Source organism: Marinobacterium aestuariivivens (assembly GCF_042661465.1).
Classification (GTDB): Bacteria; Pseudomonadota; Gammaproteobacteria; order Pseudomonadales; family Balneatricaceae; genus Marinobacterium_A; species Marinobacterium_A aestuariivivens.
In genome coordinates, this window is sequence record NZ_JBHSWE010000001.1 from 2,792,495 (window position 1) to 2,817,130 (window position 24,636).

General features: G+C 59.6%; 27 protein-coding genes and 1 pseudogene. 17 read left to right on the forward strand and 11 right to left on the reverse strand.

Features of this window, described 5'->3' with window-relative positions:
- The first annotated feature begins 52 nt into the window (after positions 1-52).
- Positions 53-208 (forward strand): hypothetical protein, encoded by a 156-nt coding sequence (locus ACFQDL_RS14500; RefSeq protein ID WP_379909651.1) that lies wholly within the window; start codon positions 53-55, stop codon positions 206-208.
- 125 nt (positions 209-333) lie between these two features.
- Positions 334-981 (forward strand): transposase, encoded by a 648-nt coding sequence (locus ACFQDL_RS14505; RefSeq protein WP_379913090.1) that lies wholly within the window; start codon positions 334-336, stop codon positions 979-981.
- 31 nt (positions 982-1,012) lie between these two features.
- On the opposite strand, the gene ACFQDL_RS14510 is transcribed toward ACFQDL_RS14505, so the two are convergent.
- Genes ACFQDL_RS14510 through ACFQDL_RS14520 form a run of 3 tightly spaced genes read right to left on the reverse strand, consistent with a single transcriptional unit; the run spans position 1,013 to position 2,168 of the window.
- The gene (locus ACFQDL_RS14510; RefSeq protein ID WP_379909652.1) at positions 1,013-1,585 is read right to left on the reverse strand and encodes a YceI family protein; all 573 of its coding nucleotides are present in this window, start codon (positions 1,583-1,585) and stop codon (positions 1,013-1,015) included.
- A complete protein-coding gene (locus ACFQDL_RS14515) occupies positions 1,582-1,803 on the reverse strand; it encodes a cytochrome b (RefSeq protein WP_379909653.1) in 222 nt (73 codons plus the stop codon). The genes ACFQDL_RS14510 and ACFQDL_RS14515 overlap by 4 nt, the downstream gene beginning before the upstream one ends.
- Before the next feature lie 2 nt (positions 1,804-1,805).
- Positions 1,806-2,168, reverse strand: a complete 363-nt coding sequence (locus ACFQDL_RS14520; protein WP_379909654.1) for a cytochrome b — start codon at positions 2,166-2,168, stop codon at positions 1,806-1,808.
- 59 nt (positions 2,169-2,227) lie between these two features.
- Between ACFQDL_RS14520 and ACFQDL_RS14525 the strand changes: the two genes are divergently transcribed.
- The 4 genes from ACFQDL_RS14525 to ACFQDL_RS14540 all read left to right on the forward strand — a co-directional run bounded on the left by ACFQDL_RS14525 (position 2,228) and on the right by ACFQDL_RS14540 (position 4,753).
- Positions 2,228-2,983, forward strand: coding sequence for a YceI family protein (locus ACFQDL_RS14525; protein WP_379909655.1), 756 nt, complete (start codon positions 2,228-2,230; stop codon positions 2,981-2,983).
- 174 nt (positions 2,984-3,157) lie between these two features.
- A complete protein-coding gene (locus ACFQDL_RS14530) occupies positions 3,158-3,478 on the forward strand; it encodes a hypothetical protein (protein WP_379909656.1) in 321 nt (106 codons plus the stop codon).
- A 47-nt stretch (positions 3,479-3,525) separates the two neighbouring features.
- A complete protein-coding gene (locus tag ACFQDL_RS14535) occupies positions 3,526-4,290 on the forward strand; it encodes a DUF8173 domain-containing protein (RefSeq protein ID WP_379909657.1) in 765 nt (254 codons plus the stop codon).
- A gap of 181 nt (positions 4,291-4,471) precedes the next feature.
- Positions 4,472-4,753, forward strand: a complete 282-nt coding sequence (locus ACFQDL_RS14540; RefSeq protein ID WP_379909658.1) for a hypothetical protein — start codon at positions 4,472-4,474, stop codon at positions 4,751-4,753.
- A gap of 252 nt (positions 4,754-5,005) precedes the next feature.
- Here ACFQDL_RS14540 and ACFQDL_RS14545 read toward each other — a convergent pair whose 3' ends face one another.
- The 4 genes from ACFQDL_RS14545 to ACFQDL_RS14560 form a co-directional block, all read right to left on the reverse strand.
- Positions 5,006-6,967, reverse strand: coding sequence for a TRAP transporter permease (locus ACFQDL_RS14545; protein ID WP_379909659.1), 1,962 nt, complete (start codon positions 6,965-6,967; stop codon positions 5,006-5,008).
- Positions 6,968-7,032: 65 nt separating this feature from the next.
- Positions 7,033-8,028 (reverse strand): TAXI family TRAP transporter solute-binding subunit, encoded by a 996-nt coding sequence (locus tag ACFQDL_RS14550; RefSeq protein WP_379909660.1) that lies wholly within the window; start codon positions 8,026-8,028, stop codon positions 7,033-7,035.
- Between the two features lie 125 nt (positions 8,029-8,153).
- Entirely contained in the window at positions 8,154-9,083 is a 930-nt protein-coding gene (locus tag ACFQDL_RS14555; protein WP_379909661.1) for a dihydrodipicolinate synthase family protein, read from the reverse strand.
- 40 nt (positions 9,084-9,123) lie between these two features.
- Positions 9,124-10,002 carry an IclR family transcriptional regulator gene (locus ACFQDL_RS14560; protein WP_379909662.1) on the reverse strand — a complete coding sequence of 293 codons (879 nt, stop codon included), beginning with the start codon at positions 10,000-10,002 and terminating at the stop codon, positions 9,124-9,126.
- Between the two features lie 439 nt (positions 10,003-10,441).
- Between ACFQDL_RS14560 and ACFQDL_RS14565 the strand changes: the two genes are divergently transcribed.
- A complete protein-coding gene (locus tag ACFQDL_RS14565; protein ID WP_379909663.1) occupies positions 10,442-10,762 on the forward strand; it encodes a heavy metal-binding domain-containing protein in 321 nt (106 codons plus the stop codon).
- Between the two features lie 103 nt (positions 10,763-10,865).
- The gene (locus tag ACFQDL_RS14570; protein ID WP_379909664.1) at positions 10,866-11,318 is read left to right on the forward strand and encodes a methyltransferase family protein; all 453 of its coding nucleotides are present in this window, start codon (positions 10,866-10,868) and stop codon (positions 11,316-11,318) included.
- Between the two features lie 34 nt (positions 11,319-11,352).
- Here ACFQDL_RS14570 and ACFQDL_RS14575 read toward each other — a convergent pair whose 3' ends face one another.
- From ACFQDL_RS14575 to otnK, 3 genes are all read right to left on the reverse strand, one after another.
- Complete coding sequence (locus tag ACFQDL_RS14575) at positions 11,353-12,297, reverse strand: AEC family transporter (RefSeq protein ID WP_379909665.1); 945 nt, start codon at positions 12,295-12,297, stop codon at positions 11,353-11,355.
- Positions 12,298-12,362: 65 nt separating this feature from the next.
- On the reverse strand, positions 12,363-13,007 hold the full coding sequence (gene otnC, locus ACFQDL_RS14580; protein ID WP_379909666.1) for a 3-oxo-tetronate 4-phosphate decarboxylase: 645 nt from the start codon (positions 13,005-13,007) through the stop codon (positions 12,363-12,365).
- Positions 13,007-14,275: a 3-oxo-tetronate kinase gene (gene otnK / locus ACFQDL_RS14585; RefSeq protein WP_379909667.1), complete on the reverse strand. Its 1,269-nt coding sequence runs from the start codon at positions 14,273-14,275 to the stop codon at positions 13,007-13,009. Before otnK ends, otnC begins: the two co-directional genes overlap by 1 nt.
- A gap of 312 nt (positions 14,276-14,587) precedes the next feature.
- Here otnK and ACFQDL_RS14590 point away from each other — a divergent pair, with 312 nt between their 5' ends.
- The 3 genes from ACFQDL_RS14590 to ACFQDL_RS14600 are packed head-to-tail and all read left to right on the forward strand — an operon-like array spanning position 14,588 to position 17,413.
- Positions 14,588-15,553 carry a TRAP transporter substrate-binding protein gene (locus tag ACFQDL_RS14590; protein WP_379909668.1) on the forward strand — a complete coding sequence of 322 codons (966 nt, stop codon included), beginning with the start codon at positions 14,588-14,590 and terminating at the stop codon, positions 15,551-15,553.
- Positions 15,553-16,140 carry a TRAP transporter small permease gene (locus ACFQDL_RS14595; RefSeq protein ID WP_379909669.1) on the forward strand — a complete coding sequence of 196 codons (588 nt, stop codon included), beginning with the start codon at positions 15,553-15,555 and terminating at the stop codon, positions 16,138-16,140. Before ACFQDL_RS14590 ends, ACFQDL_RS14595 begins: the two co-directional genes overlap by 1 nt.
- A gap of 16 nt (positions 16,141-16,156) precedes the next feature.
- Positions 16,157-17,413: a TRAP transporter large permease gene (locus ACFQDL_RS14600; protein ID WP_379909670.1), complete on the forward strand. Its 1,257-nt coding sequence runs from the start codon at positions 16,157-16,159 to the stop codon at positions 17,411-17,413.
- A gap of 56 nt (positions 17,414-17,469) precedes the next feature.
- On the opposite strand, the gene ACFQDL_RS14605 is transcribed toward ACFQDL_RS14600, so the two are convergent.
- On the reverse strand, positions 17,470-18,456 hold the full coding sequence (locus ACFQDL_RS14605; protein WP_379909671.1) for a LysR substrate-binding domain-containing protein: 987 nt from the start codon (positions 18,454-18,456) through the stop codon (positions 17,470-17,472).
- 179 nt (positions 18,457-18,635) lie between these two features.
- Between ACFQDL_RS14605 and ACFQDL_RS14610 the strand changes: the two genes are divergently transcribed.
- The 6 genes and pseudogenes from ACFQDL_RS14610 (at position 18,636) to tkt (ending at position 24,517) form a co-directional block, all read left to right on the forward strand.
- Positions 18,636-19,484 carry a transketolase gene (locus ACFQDL_RS14610; protein WP_379909672.1) on the forward strand — a complete coding sequence of 283 codons (849 nt, stop codon included), beginning with the start codon at positions 18,636-18,638 and terminating at the stop codon, positions 19,482-19,484.
- A 101-nt stretch (positions 19,485-19,585) separates the two neighbouring features.
- Positions 19,586-20,019 (forward strand): annotated as a pseudogene (locus ACFQDL_RS14615) (transketolase family protein); the annotation flags it as partial.
- Positions 20,020-20,175: 156 nt separating this feature from the next.
- Positions 20,176-20,517 carry a transketolase C-terminal domain-containing protein gene (locus tag ACFQDL_RS14620; protein ID WP_379913092.1) on the forward strand — a complete coding sequence of 114 codons (342 nt, stop codon included), beginning with the start codon at positions 20,176-20,178 and terminating at the stop codon, positions 20,515-20,517.
- A 58-nt stretch (positions 20,518-20,575) separates the two neighbouring features.
- Positions 20,576-21,334: an SDR family NAD(P)-dependent oxidoreductase gene (locus ACFQDL_RS14625; protein WP_379913094.1), complete on the forward strand. Its 759-nt coding sequence runs from the start codon at positions 20,576-20,578 to the stop codon at positions 21,332-21,334.
- A gap of 194 nt (positions 21,335-21,528) precedes the next feature.
- Positions 21,529-22,485, forward strand: coding sequence for a D-2-hydroxyacid dehydrogenase (locus tag ACFQDL_RS14630; RefSeq protein ID WP_379909674.1), 957 nt, complete (start codon positions 21,529-21,531; stop codon positions 22,483-22,485).
- Positions 22,451-24,517, forward strand: coding sequence for a transketolase (gene tkt / locus ACFQDL_RS14635; RefSeq protein ID WP_379909675.1), 2,067 nt, complete (start codon positions 22,451-22,453; stop codon positions 24,515-24,517). The genes ACFQDL_RS14630 and tkt overlap by 35 nt, the downstream gene beginning before the upstream one ends.
- Positions 24,518-24,636 lie beyond the last annotated feature (119 nt).

Consider the following 24,636-nt stretch of genomic DNA (forward strand, 5'->3'; position numbering starts at 1 on the left):
CAGGCCGGTGCAGCGAGCCATCGCTCGCCGGCCACAATCGGAGTGATCAGTCATGAAAAGATTCAAAGACCTTCTCCGCTCGATGCTGGACGCAGCGACCCGGCAGACGGAGCCATTGGATGCACACACCCGAAGCGACATCGGCCTTGATCCGATGGCGGCGGAGCACCTGAAAGACGAACGACTCTGGTGCGAGCTGGCCGCCTGAGCACCGAATTCCGGGGACAATTCCGGGGACCGAATTCCGGGGACAGTATACCTATTCCCGTGATCTGACCTAATGTTGTCATAAGATACAACCAGTGTTGGACAACGAGGTTGCATATGGCCAGGATGGCTCGAGTTGTCGTACCAGGATACCCACATCATGTAACTCAACGCGGTAATCGGCGGCAGAAGACGTTTTTCTGTGAGGACGACTATCGGTATTACATTGAACTGATGTCTCAGTTCGCGAGCGAAGCAGGAACGGAAGTCTGGGCTTATTGCCTGATGCCGAACCATGTTCACCTGGTCATGGTGCCAAGTTCGGAAGATGGTCTTCGCGCTGCGTTGGGCGAGGCTCACCGGCGCTATACACGTCATGTGAATTTTCGCAAGGATTGGCGGGGACACTTGTGGCAGGAGCGGTTTCACTCATTCGTTATGGATGAACAGTACTTGCTGGCAACTGTACAGTACGTTGAGCGCAATCCGGTTGTGGCGCGATTGTGTCGCCAACCGGCTGATTGGAGGTGGTCCAGCGTTCACGCACACCTGGCAGCTCAAGATGACGGATTGGTTCGAGTAAAGCCGATGCTCGAGCGGGCGGATGACTGGGCCGCTTATCTTTCGGCAGTGTGTGACGAAGACACGCAGGTGATTCAGCGGCATACGAGAACCGGCAGGCCACTGGGTGGCACGGACTTCGTTGAACATCTTGAGACTGTTACTGGAAAGGTACTTGCCCCAAGACGTCCGGGACGAAAGGGAAAGACGTAGGGAGAAATAGGTATACTGTCCCCGGAAATCCCTAATTCCCACATGCCCTCTCATCGACGGCCTCCAACGCGACATCCACCTCCACCGATACCTGGTTGCCCACCCACCGGGTGTTTTTCCATTCACCGGTGCCGACGCCGTAGTCGAGCCGCTTGATACTGTCCTTACCCTGAAGCCGCCGGTGGCCGGCCGGGCCGGTAATCCGGAACTCGGTGGTCCGCTGATGGGTGATGTCCCGGATGTGCAGGTCTCCCCGTACCTGGTAGCGGTCGTCACCGAGTGCCTTCAGGGAGTCGCTCGTGAAGTGGGCGGACGGCCACCGGGCGGCATCAAAAAATTCCGCGCCCCGCAGAACCTCGTTCAGTTCCGGCAGTTGGGTTTCCAGGGAGGCCACATCCACCCGCACCTTCAGGAAACCCTGTCCGATATCTCCGGAAGGCAGGGACAGCACCCCCGTGTAGCGCTCGAAGACCCCGCGGGCCGGTGCCCCCGCCTGGGTGCCGACAAAGGTGAATGCGCCGGGTTCCTGCCGCAGCTCCCAGCAGGCGGCCAGGGACGCCGTGGGCGTCAGTATCCCGGTCAGGAGCAGAGCGGTGAGTTTCACGGTTTGGACCTCCCAGCCCGCCGGGCCTGACCCGGCAGCATGCGCCGCAAGACATCGTCGCGCAACCAAAAGTGGTGGCGCAGGGCTCCCGCTACGTGCAGCAGCAGGGTGAGGAGCAGCAATCCCGCCAGAGAGGCGTGGATGGTTTTGGTCATCCCGGCCAGCGCCTTGTCCGGCTCCACCAGATCGGGCCAGGTAAAAAGGCCGAACCAGCTCACGCTCAGGTTGAACGCCGAAGACGAAATCCAGCCCGCCACCGGCATGCTGAGCAAAATGCCATATAAAAGATAGTGAGTGCCCCGTGCCAGCCGCCGTTCCCAGGGGCCATGTGCCCGGGCAGAGGCGGGGGCGGGGAGTAGAGCCGCCAGCCAAGCCGCAGGACCGTCAGCATAAAGATGGTCATGCCCACGGATTTGTGGCGGCCCAGCAGGATCAGCCGTTCCATGCTCATCGGCAGATCCGACGCGCTCAGGCCCAGGTAGAACTGGAGCACGACCAGGGCCGCAATCAGCCAGTGCAGACTTTGGGCGACGATACCGTATCGGTGGGGTGTATTGCGCCAGGCCATGTTTTTCTTGCGCATGGTTTTTGTCATCGGGTACAGACTATTATGACTGTGTTCTCGAAGAAGAGAAGGTCCTCATGGACGGACAACTTTCCCCGCCGTTGTTCACAGCCGCATTGCTGATCCTGCTGAGCCTGCTCGTGGCGGGCTGCCAGCCCCTGCCCCGGACGGAGATAACAGTCCCCTCTCCCGAGAAGGAACTGCCGGTGCTGGCGGTGGCCGGCGCCGACCACTACCAGGTCGTCCCGGAACGGTCCGAGGCGCGCGTCTATGTCTACCGGGGCGGCCCCCTTGCGGAATACGGCCACAACCATGTGATGGTTGCCGGGGACATGACCGGTGATATCTACCTGGCGCCGGAGTTCCACGACTCCGGATTCGCCCTGACCATTCCCGTGGCCGGACTCGCGGTGGACCCGCCAGCGGTGCGGCGTCAGGAGGGCGGGGCATTCGGCATCGAACTCTCCGCACAGGCCGTGGCCGACACCCGGGAGAACATGCTGGGGCCCCAGGTGCTGAACGCGGCCGAATATCCCACCATCGAGCTGCGCTCCCGAACCCTGACGGGACCGCCCTGGCAACCGGACATCACCTTCCGCCTGCGCCTGCGCGGCGCCGACCGGGAACTGACGGTGCCTGTGGCGGTGGAGGGGCGGGGTGAGCTACTCACCGCCACCGGCGAGTTTTCCATCCGGCAGAGCGAATTCGGCATCGCGCCCTTCAGCATCCTGGGCGGCGGCCTCAGAGTGAAGGACGAGGTGCGCATCAAATTCCGTGTAGTGGCCACCCGGGCCAGCCGCGTTGAAGAGGGAGACGCCGATAAAAGGGAATAGGCACCTCAGCCACTAAGCCGTGTGCGATTCCGGATCACCAAATCGCTGAGGAAGTCTGCCTGCGCGCGGAATTACGGGGACAGCCTAGCTGTTTCCCCGCTTTTCTGTATCTGCTCTGTGCCGAAGGCAGAATCATTGCTGATCTGCAAAGACCGGTTCGCAGGCTTTCATACTATGCTCATTCTGATATCCAATGGAGATGAGCTGATGCGTCACTGGCTGATGACCCTGCTGGCAGCGCTCTGTCTTTCACCGGCCCAGGCACAGACCCCGTGGACGGACGAATTCGTGCATATCGAAGAGCCGCAGGCCGAGGATGTCTATGTCGCGGGGCGCGATGTGGAGGTTGTGGCCGATCTCGGGCAGGACCTGGTGGCGGCCGGGCAAAGGGTCTCGGTCAGCGGACGGGTGGGGGGCGACCTTATCGCCGCCGCGGAAACGCTGATCCTTCGGGGGAGATCGCCGACGATGTTCGCGTCGCGGGCCGAAACATAACGCTGTTCGGGCGGGTCGGCGATCACCTCGTGGCCGCGGGGCAGAGGGTGTCGGTTGAGCGCGAAGCGGCGGTGGGCGGCCGGGCCTGGCTCGCCGGCGAGACGGTCCTTGTCGCAGGAGGCATCGGAGGAGAGCTCAGGGCCGCGGGGCGCGAGGTGATCCTGGCCGGTGAGGTCGGCGGTGACGCGAACGTCATCGGCGAAGTGATCCGGATCGAGGCCGGTGCTGTCGTTCATGGCGATCTCGTATGGCGCAGCGAGATGGAACCCGAGATCAGTCCCGAGGCGAAAATTGCCGGACAGGTGATACAAAAACCTTTTCCCGAACACGGCTTTGAGCCGCCGGAATCTCCAGGCGGTGTTCTGGCCGTCCTCGGGGTGGTGGTGGCGGGCGTGGTGACCTACCTGCTGTTTCCCCGCGCCTGGGTGGCGACGGCATCGGCGGCGCAGGCGTCGCCCTGGACGTCGCTGGGGCTGGGCCTGGCGGTACTGGTGGGCACGCCGATCGTCGTCGGTCTGCTGTTCGCTACCGTCGTCGGCTATCTGCTGGCGTTCATGCTGCTGGCGCTGTATCTGGTCACGCTCGCACTCGGCGCGCTGGCGGGGTTCTTCTCGCTCGGCGATCTGGGGCTGCGGCTGATCGGGAAGCAGGATGATGCATCCAGGGGCCTCAGGGTGCTCTCCATCATTGCGGCCATCGCGATGATCGCCATTGTTCAGATCATACCGATACTGGGGGCCTTGACCGGATTCCTGGTGTGGCTGATCGGACTGGGTGCTATCCCGCTCAGCCTGTATCGCGCTGCAGCCTGAGGCGACATTACCCTGCAATCGCTTCGGTCCAGAGGGTGCCGAATCTTCAGGATGGGTTGCACGCCGCCCTGGCTGCTGCAGGATCGGATATCCCCTGTCCTGGCATCGTTCCGCCCATCCTACAGACGAGGCCTTTGTCCTGCTAAAGTGCGAAGAACTTTTTTCACGAAGGGTGATGTTCATGGAAGAACTGATCGAATCGGCCCTCCGGGCCTTGCTGTCCGTTGTCAGCCTGTTGTTTCGCGCTCTGGTCTGGCTGGTCGTCGAAGTCTGGATCGAACACATCCTTTGGTACCTGGGCTGGCCGGCCGTTCGGATTCTGACCTGGGGTCGCTACCCGGAGGTCGCTATCGATGAGTATGACAAGGCGGGTATCGTCACCCTGGTCTGTGTGGTCGTGGCAGGTGTCGCCGTTTTGGCGCTGTCCATGTTCGCCCTGGGTCAGCTCTTTTTCGCCGTATGAGCGGGGCGTCCGGGTAGGACCCCACCGGCTCGGATCGGTTATATAGGCCTGGAACGCGGAATACCCCCGCTGATTCTGTTTCTCTGTGGCCGGCGCGGCGCATTGATTTCCCCGATGGGCGCGCGGTAAAGTGAACGGGCATCTCAGTTTGCTTCCGGTTGTATGCCCGACTGGAAGCTGTCGCTGTAGTGCGGGTTTGCTTCCTTTGCTTGGTGAAGTAGACGGAGCCAGTGCTGTTGCAGCAGCACTGGCTCACTTCAATACGTCGTCACACATCCCCAGGCGAGCCCTGCCATCTGCCTCAGGGCGAGGTTTTCTCGCACTGGCCTCTAGTGATGGGCTTTTTTCCGCACCTGCCTTTGCCGTGACGACATGGAACACGAGATACAGGATGCTCAGTGAGGTACCGGCAATCCACACCAGGCTTCCGGTCGGGGTGACCATGGCGCCGGCACCGCAGAGCAGCAGGAAGACACGCTCTACCACGTTCAGGTTGCGCACAATGAATCCGACGATGCCCATCGACCAGATTACGGTCGACAAAATCAGCCCTGCACCGGCGATGGCGATTTCCAGATAGCTACCCCGGAACAGCAGGGCATCGTCGGCAATGAAGGCGAACGGGATCAGGAAGGCCACGGCGCACATCCGGAAGGCGACCAGGCTGGTGCGCATGGCGTCGGTACAGGCGACTCCGGCGGCGGCGAAGGAGGCCAGCGACACCGGTGGGGTCACCATCGACAGTACGCAGAAGTACATCACGAAGAAGTGTGCCTGGAGCGGCTCGACATTCAGGGCTTCGAGGGCTGGCACGTAGAGAATGGCGCCGATGATGTAGGCGGCCACCGTCGGCAGGCCCATGCCCATGATAATGCACCCTAGAATCACCATGACCAGTGACAGGACATAGCTGCCACCGCCGGCAGAAATCAGCCCCGAGGCGAACTTGAGCGCCAGGTTGGACTGTATGGCAACGGCGATGACGATGCCGATCGCGGCGATCGGCACGGCGATCAGTGCCGCCTGGCGACCGGAATCCACGATCATTTGCGGCAGCTTGAGCGGCGAGTACCAGGTTTCCCGGCGGAAGAACGGCACGACCAGACAAGACACCGTCGCGTAGACCACGGCGATCTGGGCCGAGTATCCCATTATCAGGAACAGCACCAGTATCAGCGGCGGTGACGCCATGTGAATGCGCGGCAATACCGGCGTGACACCTTCGAAATCCTCGTCGGTCAGGGTGCCGACGCCATGTTTGCGGGCATGCAGATCGGCACCGACGAACAGGGCGAAATAGAAGGCCACGGCCGGAATAACGCCGGCCAGCGCAATCTGGGAATAGGGCGTGACCAGCAGTTCCGCCATGACGAAGGCCGCGATACCCATGATCGGCGGCATCAACTGACCGCCGGTCGAGGCGATGGCTTCGGTGGCGGCGGCCCTTTCGCCCGAGATTCCGGTCTTGCGCATCAGCGGGATGGTAAAGACCCCGGTGGCGGTCACGTTGGCGACGGCGCTGCCGGAGATCGTGCCCATCAGGCTCGAACCGATAATCGCGACCTTGGAGCCCCCGCCGCGCGTCTTGCCGACCATGCGCATCGCCATGTCGATGAAGAATTCTCCGCCACCGACGGCACTGTACACCACACCGAAAACGATGAAGTAGAAAATGAAGTTCACCGAGGTTTCGGTCGTGACGCCCAGGATGCCGCCGGTTGTCATGGCCAGGATCTCCGAGAACTCCTCGAGGCTCAGTCCACTGAAGCCGAAGGTGCCCGGTACCAGATAGCCGAAGGCGCCGTAGAGCAGAAAGGCGGCGACGACGGCGACGAGGATGTTGCCAACGGTGCGGCGAATGCCCTCGATCAGCAGCACCACCAGGGTAATCGCGATCGCAATGTCGTACCACAGAATCGGCGAGACGTTCTCGATCCGGGTCTGCAAGCGCGACATCTCCATCCAGTAGTAGGCCGCCACGGCCAGGGTGCCAACCAGACAGAGTGCATCGATGGTGCGGGCCAATACCTTGGGGATACGCCCAGCCTTCAGCGGGACGGCCAGAAACGTCAGGAAAAGTGCAAAAATTAGATGCGTCGGTCTCTCCAGGTGCGGCTGCTGCGGACTGAAGAGAATCCAGTATTGAAATACCAGGAACCCGAAAGCCACCCAGGCGATGGGGGAGCTAAGGGTTCTCTTAATGCTGTTACCCATGGTTGTCCTCACAATGCGTGGCGTCTATGGCAGGAAGAGGCCGGCACCAGCGCCGGCGTGTCAGGTCAAAGCAGACCTTTTTCCTTGTAGTAGCGCTCAGCACCCGGGTGAAGTGGAATGCCGTTGGTTTCCGGGCTTGCGGCCCGTTCGAGCTTGAACGCTTTCCAGGCCGGGAATTCGGCGGCCAGCGTTTCCATGTGCTCCACCACACTCTTGGTGATTGCGTAGGCGACATCATCCGGCAGATTCTTGTGGGCGATCAGGTGGGTGCCGAAATCCCCGCCGAGGGTGGGCTTGTCCTGGATATCGAACCACTGCGGGATTTCACCCTTCTGGAGGCCGTATTCTGCCAGTGCGTCCATGGATTCCTGCGAGAGGTCGATGAAGCTGACATCGGCGGTGAGCGCGATTTCCTGGATGGTTGGATGCCCGCGCAGCACGGTGTCGAAATAGAGATCGGCCCGGCCATCACGCATCAGCGGTGCCATCTGTGAAGAATCGATTTGGATGATGCGTCCGCCACGTGCTTCGATATCCGCCCGGCTGATGCCGTGTGCTTTCAGGACGATATCGACGGCCGGCGGAATATTGGAGCCCGGCGGCTTCATCATGATATTGACGGCTTTGTCGGATTCCAGGATCTCCTTCAGCGAGGAGAAACCGTTTTCCTTGAGGTATTCGTTGCGCACGATGGCGCCAATGTAGACGGGGTTGAGGCCTCCGACCAGCGACCGAATGTCGGTTGCTTCCTGGCCTTCATAGAGCAGCTGGCCACGGGTCGCCCACAGCGAGGTGGCGACATTGGACAGTGCGATATCGGCCTTGCCCTGCTGCACAACCATTGGGTTGGCGACCCCGCCGCCCCGGGCGATGATTTCGACATCGGTATCCTTCACCGATGCTTCGATGACTTTTTCGAGCGCCGCTGCGGCGACGTACCATCCCGATCCAACCGGCATGGCACCGATCTTGAGCGTGTCGGCGTGAGCCGAAACTGAAAGCAGTCCGCCGAGAATGAGACCGGCAGACCAGCGTGTGAGCGCTTTTTTTATCATGGTCATCTCTCCGATATTCTTTTTATAGGTCGCGGCAGAACGAAGGCCCGTTCTGCCGCAGGGTCTACCGCTTGAGACAACGCCAATCGCAGTCTCAGCGTGCAACCTATGGAGTGGTGATCGAGCCGGGCTTAGTCGACGAGGCCGGCCGAACGCAGGGCGTTGGCGATTTCCACGTCGGCGCCTTCCTGCAGCGGCAGCAGCGGCGGGCGTACAGTGGCGTGCTCCAGAATCCCGCGCGCCACCAGGCCGTGCTTCAGTGCGACTGTGCCTTCCATGTGCGAGCCGCGGTGATAGACGTTCTGGGTCACCGGGAACAGGCGGTCGTGAATCTCTCGGGCTTTCGGGTAGTCCTTGGCCTTGCCGGCGGCGATCAGCTCGATCAGCGGCTCGGGGGCTAGGCCGCCGTAACCGACCAGTGCGCCATCGACATCGAACATGGTGTGCAGCAGGTACTCGTCGTGGCAGGTCAGGACCTGCAGGTCCGGGCGCTCGCGACGGATAATGGGGATTTCGGTGTCCCAGCGACGCATGTTGCGTACGCCGTTTTTCATTGCGAACACGCCCGGCTGGGCGGCGATGTCGAGCAGGGTTTCGAGGTTATAGGTCGCCTTGGTGACATCCGGGTACTGGAACAGAATCAGGGGCAGGCCGCTCTCCTCGTAGATCGCGCGGTAGCGGTCCTGCGGCGCGCCCTTCTGGTAACCGAAGCGCAGCCAGCCGTGCGACGGATAGACCAGGCCGGCTGCAGCGCCAGCCTCGACAGCCCGCTGGGCTTCCAGTGCCGCCACCTGGGTGCCTTCACCGGTGATGCCGGCGATGATCGGCAGGGCCCCCTTGACGGACTCCTTGAAGCTCTGGATCACCTCGGCCTGTTCCTGCTGAGTCAGGAAGGTGCCTTCGCCGGCATGGCCGAGCACGACCAGGCCCTTGACGCCGTCGATGCCGCCGAGCCACGAGCCCAGACGCTGGATGGCGTCGTGATCGACGGCACCGTCACGGGTGAAGGGAGTCACGGGTGCCGGAACGAGGCCGCGGAGATCGATGTTGATGTCTGTCATTGTTATGCCCTTGCTTGGTTTGCTTGGTTTGCTTGGTGTGTCAGAGAGCGGACGAGATACTCCCGCTTGCCCTCAGGGCCCGTGAAATTTCAGTTGCAGCTGATTTCACGGGTTCGAGAGCGAGATTGCGCATTTCCGATTCGCTGAAGCGGACCGTTGGCGCAACCACGCTGATTGCGGCGACCGGGTAGCCGTCCCGGTCCAGAACGGGTACGGCGAGCACCCGCAGGGAACTGGTGAAATAGGATTCCTTCAGGGCGTAGCCGTCACCCCGGATCTGTTCGAGTGCACGATCCAGTTCATCTCCGGACAGGGCCACGGCCGGCGTGCCGCTCGGATTGGATTTCTTTTGCAGCACGATGTCGAGTTCCTGCGGCGGCAGAAAGGCCAGCAGTGCCTGGCCGATGGCGCTGCAATTGGCTGGAGTAGTCGTGCCGACACGGATATCGACACCCAGGCGCGTAACGCCGGCCCGAACCCTCTCCAGATAGAGGATGTCGGCACCTTCCAGCACGCCAAAGCTTGCAGTTTCGCCCACTGTTCTTACCAGCGCCCGCAGGATCGGCAGTACCAGGTCGCGGATGTCACTGCGGCCAATGGCATGGAAACCGAGGTCGGTGACTTTCAGTGTCAGCCGGAACTGGCGGGTTTCTTCGTTCTTCTCGACATAGCCGAGGTCGACCAGCGTATTGAGGATTCTGAATACCGTACCGGAATCCATCTGGGCGATATCGCAGACCTCGCTGAGGGTCATCTTGGGACGACCGTAAGAGAACGCCTCCAGCACCCGGAAGCCTTTCGCCAGAGAGTTGACGGTGCTCTTGGTGCTTTTCGTGCCCTTGGACTTCGCAAGCCCTGCTGGGCTCTTGGCGTCGGCTTTGTCGGGCTCTGTGCGTTGTGCTGCAGTCGAGGTTTTCATGCTGTATCCATGTGTTTTTCGGAATGCGAAAATTTTTTCTCTATGTTTATTAAACGTAATCCCATCGCCGCTTGACGTCAAGCGTTGTTTTTAGATCAGCATGTTATAAGGACCTGGCAATATTCTCGAAATGCAGAAACCACGGGGCTTGGGCCAGAGCAAAACGTCTACGAAAGGGATGTCGTGGGAGCTTTTTACATGGGGTAGAGACGCTTGACCGGATCGCTCCTGTAGGCACCGGCTGAGCGGATCAGAGTGCCGCCTGAACCCGCTGCGCCACTTCGCACTTCAACAACTTCCATCTTATTCATCGGTGTTGTTCATACATAAACCGGTCAGTTGTCGTTGCGTGGCTGGCAGGACCGGCTGTGCTGGTCCAAGCTCTACAGGGTCCCATTTCGGTGATCCTGAAAACAGCGGGCAACAGGGAGCAGGACAGATGTTGAAAACCACCACTTCGACCGTCGACGGACGGGAGATCAAGGACTACCTCGATGTGGTCGTCGGCGAGGCGATACTGGGTGCCAATATCTTCAAGGATATCTTCGGCGCGGTGCGCGATATCGTCGGCGGGCGCTCCGGCGCCTACGAGAAGGAGATGGGCAAGGCGCGGGAGATCGCCTTTGCCGAAATGGAGGAAAGAGCCCGCAAGCTCGGCGCGGACGGCATTGTCGGCATCGACATCGACTACGAGGTCGTTGGTCAGCAGGGCGGCATGATGATGGTCAGCGTCAGCGGCACGGCGGTGAAATTCAGGTGATACCTGGGCGGCTTTAGCCGCTTGTGGCAGCCATGATGAAGATCGATACCGGTATAGAGTACGCTTGCCTCAAGTCCCCGGGAATATGTCAGGATTCATCGCATTGGAACGCAAAATACCCCCTCTGATTCTGGTCCTCCTGTGGCTGCTGTGCATGGGCGTGCTCTCGGCGCTGCTGCCGTCGCCTTCGCTCGTCTTCGAGGGGCATATCGGGCTGGCCGTCCTGCTGGGGATGGCGGGCTTTGCCGTGGCGCTGACGGGTGTGCTGCATTTTCGCCGGGCGGGCACGACCTTGAACCCGGTCGCGCCGGAAGATGCCTCGGCGCTGGTGACCTCGGGCATCTACCGCTACAGCCGCAATCCGATGTACCTCGGCTTCCTGCTGTGGCTGGCCGCTGCGGCGGTGTGGCTCGCGCACCTGGCCGCCTTTGCGCTGCTGCCGGTTTTCGTTCTCTATCTCAATCGCTTCCAGATCGAGCCCGAGGAACGGGCGCTTGGGCGGATCTTCGGCGAGTCCTTCGCAGACTACTGCCGCCGCGTGCGGCGCTGGATCTGAAGGTGATCCCGGCCTGCCGGCCGGAGCCGAGGGATCAGGGCATCAGGTAATCGAAGTGGTACAACAGCCAGAAGATCGTCAGTACCGAGACGACGGTCGAAAACAGAATCACCGAGGAGGTCCTCTGCACGTAGACACCATATTGCTGTGCCAGTACGAAACTGCCGGCACCTGTCGGTGTGGCGGCCATGATGACGGCGACAGCAGTTAGCAGGGGCGGCATTTGCAGTAACTCTGCGGCAATCCACCAGGTGATTGCCGGCTGAACGATCAACTTGATGAAAACTGCGCAGGACACTTCACCGGCGCCACTGGAGATCGGTTTGCCGACCAGAAACATGCCGATTGCAAACAGGGCACAGGGGCCGGCCGCGGCTCCCAGGAGTTCGCAGAAACGGTCAACCGCCAGTGGTAGTGGCTGTCCGATCAATGCCCACGCAATGCCTGCGACCGGTGCGACCAGCATCGGGTTCTTGATCAGCGCTGCGCTGATATCCCGCAACAGCTGCCGCAGGCTGGTCGCCTCGTTCGAGCCGAGCTCGATGAAGAGTGTCGCGGCCCCCACCACCACGGCGGAATTGACGACGACGGTAATGATGGTTGGCACTGTTGCGGCATCGCCGAAGGCGGCCAGCATCAGTGGAATGCCCAGAAAGCCGGTATTGCCATAGACGGTGTTCATGCTGTTCATCGCAGCTTCGGAGAGGCTGTTTCTGAACAGCCAGAGTCCGGCAAGGCCGCCGACGATCATGGTAAGGGCCTGTCCGCCGACATAGGCGCCGAGAAAGCTCCAGTTGAGCAGGGCATCGATATCCACCGCCGCCATGGCCCTGAACAAAAGGGCCGGCAGTGCGATCCAGTAGACGAACTTGTTGAGGCCTTCGAACGATCCTTCGCCGAGCAGGCCTTTGTGGCCACAGATAAAGCCGGCCAGAATGATGGCAAAAACCGGTAGTACGACATTCAGCAATATGGCCATTTCGCAACGTCTATCCTGTGTTTACGAAACCGAGATGAGAAAAACGCCTCTGATTATGACCTTGTTCACTGGTGACTGCCGCCAAAAAACCTCTGCAATTCATCGATTTGCTCGTTGCTGAGTAATCGGGGTTCCGTCCCCCGCAACATCAGAAACAGCTTGGCGGATTCTTCCAGTTCTTCGATCGCATAGACCGCTGATTCGAGGCTGCCGGCAGCGACGATGGGGCCATGATTGGCCAGCAGTACCGCCCGGTATCGGTCTGCAATTGCGCTGATGTCATCTCCCAGACGTTTATCGCCAGGACGCCTGTAGGGCGTCACTGCCACCTTACCAAAACACATGATCGGATAGGGCGTCAGAGGGGGCAGTGCATCCTCCGGATTGAGGTTGGACAGGCAGGAGACCGCCGTCGCGTAGCTGGAATGGAGATGCACCACCGCCCGATCCTGTGGCCGCTGTTCCAGTAATGCCTGATGCAGGAATAGCTCCTTGGAGGGTGGCTTGCCCGCCAGCAGGTTGCCGTCGCGATCGAGGTGAGATATCTCATCGGCTTCCAGCATGCCAAGGCAGCTGTTGGTTGGCGTGATCAGCCAGCCCTCGTCCAGGCGGATGCCGATGTTGCCGGAGCTGCCCGATGTCAGGCCCCGGTCGAAGATGGATTTGCCAAAATGTACGATCTGATTCTTCATGTGAGTGATCGAGTTCATCACTGCATCACCTCCACAGCGGACAGGAAAAAGTCGGGACCACCGAAATTGCCGGATTTTAATGCAACCAGTCTGGGCGTCCCGTCAAGCGTTTGCATCAGGGGAACGCCGGGGGCAATCGAACGGCCGATTCGAAAGCCCCGGGTTTCCAAAGCCTTTACGACAGCCCCCGAGGTTTCGCCGCCAGCGACGACGAATTTGTGGACGCCAAGCCGTACCAGTTCGTGGGCGACAGCCGCGAGGGTTTCTTCAACGAGGCTGCTGGCCGTTGCGATTCCCAGTTGTGCCTGACTGGCCCTGATGGCATCGGGATGGTCACTGGCATAGATCATCAGAGGGCTTTGGTGGCGGTGCCGGTCGAACCAGTCGAGGATTTGGGCTACCGACTGCCGCTGCTCCTGCAGCGCTAGCGGATCGAGTTTCAGTGATGGATGGACCGCCTTGAAGACCTCCACCTGTTCGAGGGTCGCCCTGGAGCAGCTTCCCGCCAGTATGACCGTGTCACCCGGTACGGCATCGAGGGTTGCCGAGTCGATGTCGCGGTTGAGCCGACCTTCCGACGCCAGGTGTGATGCCAGTCCCGTCGCCAGGCCGGATCCGCCGCTGACCAGCTTCAAGCCGCCGCAGGCGTGGGCGATTGTGACCAGGTCCTCCTGCTCCAGTGCGTCGACCAGAGCATAACGGCAGTCTGTCCCGGCGAGCTCGTCAAATCGCTCTCGCACCGCAGCACTTCCCCTGCGAACGGTGGTTATATCCACCAGGTCCACGGGCCCCTGCGACTGTGCGGCCAGAACCCGAACCAGGTTGGCGTCGGTCATTGGCGTCAGCGGATGCTGCTCCATACCGCTTTCGTTCAGCAGCCGGCCTTGTACAAAGAGGTAACCCTGATACTGTGTGCGTCCATTTATCGGCAGTGCCGGGCAGGCGATGGTGAAAGACGTTTCGAGTCGCGCCATCAGCGCATCGAGTACCGGACCGATGTTGCCCCGGGGCGTGGAGTCGAATGTCGAACAGTACTTGAAATAGAACTGTTCACAGGGCTGCTTCATCAGCCATTCGAGCGCAAGGAGGCTGCTCTCGACTGCTTCAGGGGCAGGAAGGGAACGGGACTTCAATGAAATCACGACGGCATCCACTTCATCCACACGCATGGAGTCGTCGGGGATGCCGACAAACTGAACGGTTCTCATGCCGGCCGACACGAGGAAGCTGGCCAGATCGGATGCGCCGGTGAGGTCGTCGGCTATACAGCCGAGGAGGATTGACATGTCGCGTCTCCGGACGGTGTTTGGTTGTCTGTAGGCCCCCTGTCACCTGGGTGTCAGGATGAAGGCTTCGGTTGCCAATTACCTGGCGTGGTCGTAGATGGATGCGTCAGGGGAAGAAAACATCAAGGTTAACGGATCTTGCGGTTGAGTTTGAGTCGGTTTTTGTTTAGTCCTGCTAATCATCTCGTTAAGATTTCATCATTGATCTCGACAGGTACAGCGAGCAATGATGGACTTGCAACATAGCGAACGATGCCGGACTCCACGGCGGCGGTTCGACAATAACACTAAAAGTTTCGGAGAAAAGAACGCATGAAGTCTCTTCGCAAAAGCCTTCTGGCTGTCTCAATCACTGTTGCCGCTTCCTCTTCCATTGCCCAGGCTGAAGAACTGGTTTTCGCGCATGGTGCAAACCCGGGGAATCCCCGCTATGACGCTGCCGAAATGTTCGCTGCAATCGTTCCTTCCTGCTCTGACCTGACCGTCAACCACGCGCCCTCTGCAACCATGGGGAATGATGCCGAGATGCTGACATCCGCTCAGGCGGGCGTTATCCAGATGAGTGCCAACTCGCAGGGTGCTTTCGCGCAAATCGTGCCTGAAGTCGGCATGCTCGGTCTGCCGTTCCTGTTCAAGGACGAGCCGGCTGTGTGGCGTGTAGTGGATGGCCCGGTCGGCGATGCGCTGGACAAGAAGGCTCAGGAAGCCGGTCTCAAGATCGTAACGTTCTGGGATAACGGTTTTCGAAACGTCACCCATACCGACAAGTTCGTCTCGAAGCCGGCCGATGTCGAAGGTATGAAGATCCGCACGCCGCCGGATCAGGTGACGATCGATATCTTCAAGGCGCTGGGCGCGAACCCGGCACCGCTGGCCTGGAGCGAGCTGCCGACTGCGCTTCGTAGCGGCACTTTCGATGGTCAGGAAAACCCGCTGACCAATATCTATTCAGCGAAGCTGCACGAAATTACGCCTTATATTTCGATGACGGGGCACAAGTACGAGAGCACACCGGTTGTTGCCGGCCTGGGCTGGTGGAACTCCCTGTCTGAAGACGATCAGGCTTGCATCACCGCCGCTGCCAAGCAGGCTGGCTGGTACCAGCGCGGCAGCAACATGCTCGCGAACAAGAAACTGCAGTCCGTCATGGAAGATGAAGGCGCGAAATTCACCACTGTTGATCGCGAAGCCCTGATGAAAGCTACCGCTTCCGTATACGACAAGTACGAGGAAGAGTTGGGAGGCTTTGTTTCGGATCTGCGTGCGGCAGCCAAGTGATGAGTGCAACCGAGATGTCTGACATCGAAACTGCAAGCAAGGCCGTGTCGGAGCGTTCGCGCTCCGGCGCTGCCCGAAGGTTGATCGTTCAGGTCGCCGCCGTTGTCAATTTCAGCGGTGCAACGATTGTCGTGCTGACCCTGTCAACCATGTTTCTGGCGATACTGGCGAATGTCATCCTGCGCTACTTTTTTGGTTCCGGAATTACCTGGGCCTACGAAATTCCGGCCATTCTGTTTCCCTGGGGTGTCGCCGGCGGTCTGGTCATGGCAACCGCCCAGGGGCGCAATATTACAGTCGATGCCTTAGTGAAGGTATTGCCTGAGCCTGTTCGCCGCCTGCTGGCCATTTTAATCAATCTATTCATCGGATTGACTTCAGCAGGTGTGGTCTATTATTCGCTTCCGATCGTCAAAGCGTCCCAATATAGCCGCCTGGCTGAGACAGGAATTTCTCAGATATACGGATACACCAGTCTGATATATGCGTTCTCGATGATTGCCGTAATTGCATTGCTGACCGTACTGGAGTTTTTGTTAGGTCGTCGTGCGGAAGCAGCAGATCCCTCAGAAGCACACTTCAGCTGATCCGGGGAGAATGATAATGACAGCTCTACTCGTTTGGGTGTTCCCAATACTCCTTCTGTTGGCCGTGCCTGTCGCCTTTGCGATGATCGGCGCATCCGGTATTGCGCTCCTGGTCGAAGGCAAGTCTCTTGCCGTTATCGCACAGCGGCTTTACACGCCAACGCAAAGCTTCCCGATGCTGGCGATCCCCTTCTTCATTCTTGCCGGCAGTCTGATGATGTCGGGCCGCTTCGGCGAGCATCTGGTCAATTTCGCGAAACTTATGGTCGGGCGTTTCAAGGGTGGCATGTGTCATGTGAGCGTCGTTGGCTCGGTCATGTTCGGTGGCGTTTCGGGCTCGGCGGTTGCCGATGCATCGGCGCTGGGTAATGCGCTGATTCCGGTGCAGAAGAAGAACGGTTATCCCGCCGGTTTTGCGGCGGCCGTCAATGCCGCTTCGTCCACGATATCGGTACTGATTCCACCGTCGATCCCGTTGATCCTGTATGGTCTGGTTTCAAGCACCTCGATTATCGATCTCTTTGTGGCCGGAATCATTCCGGGGATTTTGCTGGGTGTTGGCATGTTGGCGCTGACCTGGTTTGCGGCTTTGCGTCGGGGCTTTCCGGCGGCGCATGTCGAGGGTGGATGGAAGAAGTGGAAATCGGAGCTCAAGCATGCATTTCCGGCCCTGCTGATGCCCGTTTTCGTAATCGGTACATTGCGTTTCGGTATCGCCACGCCGACCGAGGTGAGCGTCATGGCGGTGGCCTATGGCCTGATTGTCGGTACCCTTGTCTATCGGGATCTAAACTGGTCCACCATTCGACGTGCGATCCTGGAGACCGGGATAATGACGGGCGCCGTTATGGCGATCATCATGGCCTCGTCGATCATTCAGTGGATACTGACGCTGGAGCAGGTTCCTCAAAATTTGACCCTCTGGGTCACCGGCTCGCTTTCAGAGCCCTGGATGGTGATTCTCGCACTGAATATCATCATGCTGGTCGTGGGTACCTTCCTTGATCTGCCAGCTGCCATCCTGCTCCTGGGACCTTTGTTTACCGGTATAGCGGCGTCTATCGGGCTTGACCCCGTTCAACTGGGCCTGATGATGGTGGTGAACCTCGCTATCGGCCTCTATACACCGCCGGTAGGCACAACACTGTATATATCGTCCGATATCGCCAAGACCTCCGTTGGCAGTGTCGTCAAGGAGCTGGTGCCGTTCTATCTATTGGCCCTGGGTGTTCTTGCACTGATCAGCTACGTGCCGGCCGCAACCGTCTACTGATAAAGCATTTTGTGCGGCTTGAAGGTCCATCCTGGTATGGGCTTTCAAGCCGTTTGCTATTGGCGGCTGGTGGCCAGGTAGTCGAAGATATCCGGATCATCGTATATGGGCACCTGTTTCTCCTCCAGAAACCGGTTTATCTTCTCTTCATGGTATTCCGCCTGCTGTATGACCCAGTTGCTGAAAACCTGAACCAGTTTGCGGCTCTGGTGCCGGCTTGGGCATACAATCCAGTATGCCGGGAACCGTATGGCTCCGAGCTCGGGTACCAGCGGAACCAGGGTGCCTGATGCGAGTTCGTCGTATGCCAGCGTTGTCGATTCCAGTACGACGCCAACACTGTTGATCGCCTGTTGTATGGCCATTGAGGAGCGGTCGAAGCGCAGTGCAGATGAGTTCGAATTACGCGTGATACGGTGTTTGGCGAGCCAATTGTCCCACTGAAGTATGGCTTTGATACTGTCCACGAGTCTGGCGTTTTGCAGCACCTCCAGGTCGGAGTTGCTGACCTTCCTCAGCCGATCGCGATATTCAGGGCTGCAAATGGGGAGTACATAATCCGAAAGAATTTCTTCACAGTGCAGCCCGGCCCAGTTTCCATGGCCATACCTGATGTCCAGGTCGACGACCTCACGATCGAAATTTGACGGGTCGGGGCTGGCATCTATCCGAAGATCCCACTCGGGATTGTGGCGTATGAAGTCTGCCAGCTTCGGACCGAGCCAGCGCACGGCAAAGCTTGGGCTGACCCGCAGGATGAGCTGGTGACTTTCCCGGTGTCTGGAGATCGACTGGCGGGCATTGCGCAGTATGCCGAAGGCCGATGTGGCCGCCATGTAGAGTTGCTCACCCTCCAGCGTCAGACTCAGCTGGCGCTTGTCCCGTCTGAACAGGCTGATGCCCAGCAGTTCCTCGAGCAGCTTGATCTGCTGGCTGACGGCCGACGGCGAAACATTCAGCTCTTCCGCCGCTCTTGCAACTCTGCCATTTCGAGCAACGGCTTCGAAGTAGATCATGCCGTTCAGGCTGGGATCGCGGGACATGGGCGTATTTTCTCGTCATTGAGCTCGACAATTGAGTCTAACGAAATCCGTTTGTTAAGCATAACTTAAAAGATGCTTACCAGCTTCTGATTGTTCCGACCGGCATCTTGGCGGAACAATGGTCCTCGCGTTCCGATGAAGCCGAGACGTTTGTTACGGCAACCATAAGAGTAAAAAACATGACTGATTTCACCGACATTGACGTGAATCTCAGCCTCGCGCAGCGGGCCTGGAATATTCGTCATAAAGCCCTCCGCATGGGCGCTGTGCAGAAGCAGGGGTATGTTGGCCAGGCCCTGGGCGTGGCCGATGTGCTGGCGGTTTCCTATTTCCATGCGCTCAATTACCGTCCGGAAGAACCCGAGTGGGAAGGTCGCGACCGTTTCCTGCTGTCTATCGGCCACTATGCCATCGCGCTTTATGCCGCCTTGCTGGAGGCGGGTGTACTGCCGGAGTACGAATTGGAAACCTACGGTACCGATGACAGCCGTCTACCGATGTCGGGCATGGCGTCCTACACACCGGGGATGGAAATCACCGGTGGCTCGCTCGGCCATGGGCTGGGGATCGGTGTCGGCATGGCGCTGGGTCTCAAGCGCAAGAACTCCTCATCCTTTATTTACAACCTGATGTCCGATGGTGAACTGGGTGAAGGTTCCACCTGGGAAGCGGCCATGTCGGCGGCGCACCACAAGCTGGACAACCTGATCTGCCTGGTCGATTTCAATGATCAGCAGGCCGACGGTCCCTCTACCCAGATGCTGAGCTCCGAGCCGGCCGATGGCAAGTTCGAGGCGTTCGGCTGGTATGTGCAGCGTGTGGACGGCAACGATCTCGGGGCGCTGGTCGAAGCTTTCGACAAGGCTCGTAATTTCGACGGACCGCAACCGCGTGCCATTATCTGCGACACCAAGATGTGCAAGGGCGTGCCGTTCCTCGAAGAGCGTGAAATTACCCACTTCGTGCGTGTCGATGAAGACGAGTGGGATCTGGCGTTGAAAGTGCTTGAGGAGGGGAAGCCGTCATGACCATGAGCCGTCGTACATCCAAGTGGGAACCCCGCAAGCCGGTCGATGCCAGCGAGCGACAGCTGACGTCGGCGATGATTGCATCGCTGTCGGCGGAGGGTATGCCGACCAAGACCGCGCCCTTCGGCAACGCCCTGATAGAGCTGGCCAAAACCCGAGACGATATCGTCGGCCTGTCGGCGGATCTGGCGAAATATACCGATCTTCACGTTTTCGCCAACGAATATCCGGACCGTTTCTATCAGATGGGCATGGCCGAGCAGGTTCTGGTGAGCGCCGCAGCCGGTCTGGCCAAAGAGGGCTTTACCCCTTTGTCACGACCTATGCGGTCTTTGCGTCGCGTCGCGCCTACGACTTTATCGCGATGGCCATTGCCGAAGACAACCTGAACGTCAAGATCTGCTGCGCCCTGCCGGGGCTAACCACCGGCTATGGCCCCAGCCACCAGGCGACCGAAGATCTGGCGATTTTCCGCGGTCTGCCGAACATGACCATTATCGATCCCTGTGACGCGATCGATACCGAACAGGCCGTGTCTGCGATGGCCGAACACGATGGCCCTGTATACATGCGTTTGTTGCGCGGCAAGGTGCCTTCGGTCCTGCACGAAATCGAGGATTACAGATTCGAAATCGGCAAGGCCAAGCTGCTGCGGGACGGCGCCGATGTGCTGTTCATCTCATCCGGCTTCATGACCATGCGTACGCTCGAGACTGCCAAGTCTTTGGAGAAAGACGGAGTCAAGGTAGGTGTCCTGCACTGCCCGACCATCAAGCCGCTGGATACGCAAACCATTCTGGCTGAATGCCGCAAACCGGGTCGCCTTGTCATCACTGCCGAAAACCACAGTGTTATCGGTGGCCTGGGAGAGGCGGTCGCCAGCACGCTTTTGACGAATGGTGTCACGCCTGCCTTCCGTCAGATTGCGTTGCCGGACGAGTTTCTCGATGCGGGTGCCCTGCCGGTACTGCATGACCAGTACGGCATCTCGACCGACGCCATCATTGCACGCACCAAAGCCTGGCTGGGCTGATCGTTAACCCTGTGTCGCAATAACGCAGGGACTCCTGATAACTCTAAAAGTGAGTGAAATGAAAATGGGATTGTTGAACGATAAATTTGCCATTGTCACTGGCGCAGCTTCGAAAAATGGCCTGGGTAAATCGACGGCAAAACTCTTCGCAGAGCAGGGCGCGACGGTCGCGATTCTGGATCTTGATCAGGCAGCAGCGGAAGCTGCAGCGGCGGAGCTGGGTGCTCAGCATGTTGGTCTGGCCTGCAACGTGACCGACAAGGAAGGTTGCTTCAGCGCGGTGCAGAAACTGATGGAAACCTGGGGGCAGATCGATATTCTGGTCAACAATGCCGGTATTACCCAGCCCCTGAAAATGATGGAGATCGAGCCGAAGAACTACGATGCCGTGCTCGATGTAAACCTGCGCGGTACCCTGTACATGACGCAGGCCGTGATCCCGCACATGCGTGAGCGCAAAAGCGGTTCCATCGTCAACATATCTTCCGTCTCTGCACAGCGGGGAGGCGGTATCTTCGGTGGCCCCCATTACTCCGCGGCGAAAGCCGGCGTGCTGGGCCTGACCAAAGCCTCCGCCCGCGAGCTGGCGCCGGATAACGTCCGTGTCAATGCGGTATGCCCGGGCTTCATCGCCACCGATATCACCGCCGGCAAGCTGACGCCCGAGATGATGGAAACCATTCTCGCAGGGATTCCCATGGCGCGTGCCGGTGAAGCCAGGGATGTCGCCGGTTGCTGCCTGTTCCTCGCATCGGATCTCTCTGCCTATGTCACGGGCTCGGAGGTCGATGTAAACGGTGGGTCCCTGATCCACTGAGTGCCCGAAGGCATCTCGTCCTTTGCCTTATGCGCCCTTAAGCGCGACCTGTCTTGGGTTGGAGCCTGGTGCTCCAGCCCTTTTTTCGTGTACGCGGATGCGTTACGTGAGGCTTTCCATTCGCCGGGCACAGTCTCCCGTCGTCAAGTCAGCTGCCCATGTAGACGGGGTCCGCAGTGATGTGAGGATCAGCTATGCAAACAATTGTTTTTCTGGATAGAGCCACCATTGGGCCGTCCGTTACCATCACCAAGCCGAATGCGGCACATCGCTGGATCGAGTATGAGGCGACGGCAGCCGATCAGGTGGTCGAACGCCTGCAGGGCGCAACGGTTGCCATTACCAACAAGGTGCCGCTACGCAGAGCATCCCTTGAAAAGCTGCCGGAACTTGAACTCATCGTCGTTGCCGCGACCGGCTATGACGTCATCGACATGGATTATTGCCGTGAGCGGGGAATCATCGTTTCCAATGTTCGCGGATATGCAACCAACACCGTGCCGGAGCATGTGTTGGCACTGATGTTTGCCCTGCGCCGTTCGCTGGTCGGTTACCGGCAGGATGTTATCGATGGCGAATGGCAGAAAGCCGGTCAGTTTTGTTTCTTCAGCCATCCGATCACCGATATTGCTGGGTCGACGCTGGGAATCGTCGGCAAGGGGGCGCTTGGCCAGTCGGTTGGCAGGCTCGGCGAAGCCCTGGGCATGAAGGTTCAGTATGCAGGCCACAAAAACGCAGGGGAGGTCGAGTCCGGTTACGTGCCGTTCGACGAATTCCTGCGCACAAGCGACGTCATCACGCTCCACTGCCCCCTGACTCCCCAGACGCGAAATCTACTGACCATTGACGAGTTTCGCAGGATGGCGCGCAAGCCGGTCCTGATCAACGCCGGTCGCGGAGGGCTGGTCGACGAAGAGGACGTCGTTCAGGCGCTGGATGAGGGGCTGCTGGCGGGCATTGGATTCGACTGCCTGACATCCGAGCCCATGGTGGATGGACACCCGTTCCAGGCAATTCTGGATCGCCCGAACGTCATCGTGACGCCGCATGTCGCCTGGGCAAGCGAAGAAGCGATGCAGACCCTCTGGGATCAGGTGGTTGCTCATATCGACAACTATGTATCGGGTGAGCCGAGCAACGTCCTTAACTGATGTCTCTGCCGGCGTGACCCTGTCATACCAGCAGCTACCGGAGATTTCTAGCGATGATGTCAAATCAGCTGAACCCCTGGCGAATGCAATTCGTTTCCTGTCCGTCGACGCCATTGTTCGTGCAGAAGAAGGTCACCAGGGCGTACCACTCGGCATGGCGGAGATTGCCACCGCACTCTTTACCCAACATCTGAGATTCAATCCCAAGGACCCGACCTGGCCGGACCGGGACCGCTTCGTGCTGTCGAACGGGCATGGCTCGATGTTGTTGTACTCGCTGCTATACCTGACAGGCTACGAAGAAGTCACGCTGGATGAAATCAAGCGCTTTCGCGTGCTGGGATCCGTCTGCGCAGGGCACCCGGAGATCGACCCGGCCTGCGGTATCGAAATGACCACCGGGCCGCTGGGCCAGGGCATCGCCAATGCAATGGGGATGGCGGTCGCTGAAGCCTATCTCGGTGCGAAGTTCGGCTCCGAACTGGTCGATCACCATACCTATGCTTTTGTCGGCGATGGCTGTCTTCAAGAGGGCATTGGTCAGGAGATGATATCGCTGGCCGGTCACCTTGAGCTGGGCAAGCTGATTCTGTTCTGGGACGACAACCAGATCACCGATGACGGCAGTACCGAGCTGGCCATCAGCGAAGACGTTGCCGACCGTTTCCGTGTCGCCAACTGGCATGTGATCGAGGTTAACGGCCACGATATGGACGCGGTGTCCGCCGCGATCACACTGGCTAAACGGGACCCCCGACCGTCGCTGATTGCCTGCCGCACGGTGATCGGCCGTGGTATTCCCCGCGTGCAGGGCCAACGCGGTGGCCACAGCGCACGTCTCTACAAGGAAGACGCAGAGGCGGCGCGTGAGCTGATGGGCTGGGCCCATGAACCCTTTGAAATTCCGGAGGACGTACTGTCGCAGTGGCGCGCTGCCGGCAAGCGGACGCAGGACGAGTACGAGGCCTGGCATGCTCGGCTGGCAAAACTGAGCGCGGCCGAGCGTGCCGAGTGGGAGCGCGTACAGAGTGGTCAACTGCCCGAGGGCTGGCGCGATGTTCTGCTCGAGTACAAGCGTGGCGTCGTCGAACAGCAGGAGCCCAAGCCCGGTATTTTCGCCTCTGCCGAGATCAACGACCTCTTGCTCGAAACTCTGCCCGAGCGGATGGTGGGCTGCGCCGATCTCGAAGCGCCCACGTCGCACAAGCGCAGCCAGCGCGCCTTCACGGCGTCAGACAAGGGTGGATCTTATTTGCACTGCGGTATCCGCGAGCACCTGATGGGAGCCATGGTCAATGGCCAGGCCGCCCACGGTGGCGTTATCCCGCTGGCCGTGACCTATCTGGCGTTCTCCGACTATGAACGGCCGGCGATGCGAATGGCGGCACTGATGGGACTGCCGGTCAAGTTCGTCTTCAGCCACGACTCGATCGGTGTCGGGCGCAACGGGCCAACCCATCAGCCCGTCGAAATTCTGGCGTCCCTGCGGGCGATGCCCAACATGCTGGTCTTGCGGCCGGCCGATGCCATCGAGGCGGCGGAGTGCTGGGAAGTTGCACTTGAGCACCGGACCGGTCCCTGTAGCCTGGTTTTTGCGCGTCAGGCGCTGCCGAGCGTGCGTACCCGGCATACGGAAGAGAACCTCGTCAGGCGTGGAGCCTATATTCTAGAGGAGGCCGAGGCCGGTAAACGAGCCGTGACGCTTCTGGCCACGGGATCCGAAGTTGCGGTCGCACTGGAAGCACGACGTACCCTCGAGGCGAACGGCATAGCGACTGCTGTTGTCTCGATGCCGTGCTGGGAACTGTTCGATGCGCAGGATGCCACCTATCGCGACACTGTACTGGGGGGAGACACTGTGCGTATCGGAATCGAAGCGGCCCTGCGTTTCGGTTGGGACCGGTACCTCGGTGGTCGTGGAGGTTATGTTGGCATGACGGGCTTCGGTCTTTCCGGATCGGCGGAGGAGCTGTACCGGCACTTCGGCATCACGGCCGACGCTGTCGTGGCGGAGGTGAAGCGCTTGCTCTGAGAACAACCCTGATGCCCTTGAAGTTGAGCGCTGGTTTCATTTCAAGGGCTTGGATTGGCTTCCGATCGAATATGCTGGGTCAGGGCGGGTCTTTCGGGCCTGCACAACCGCTCAATCGA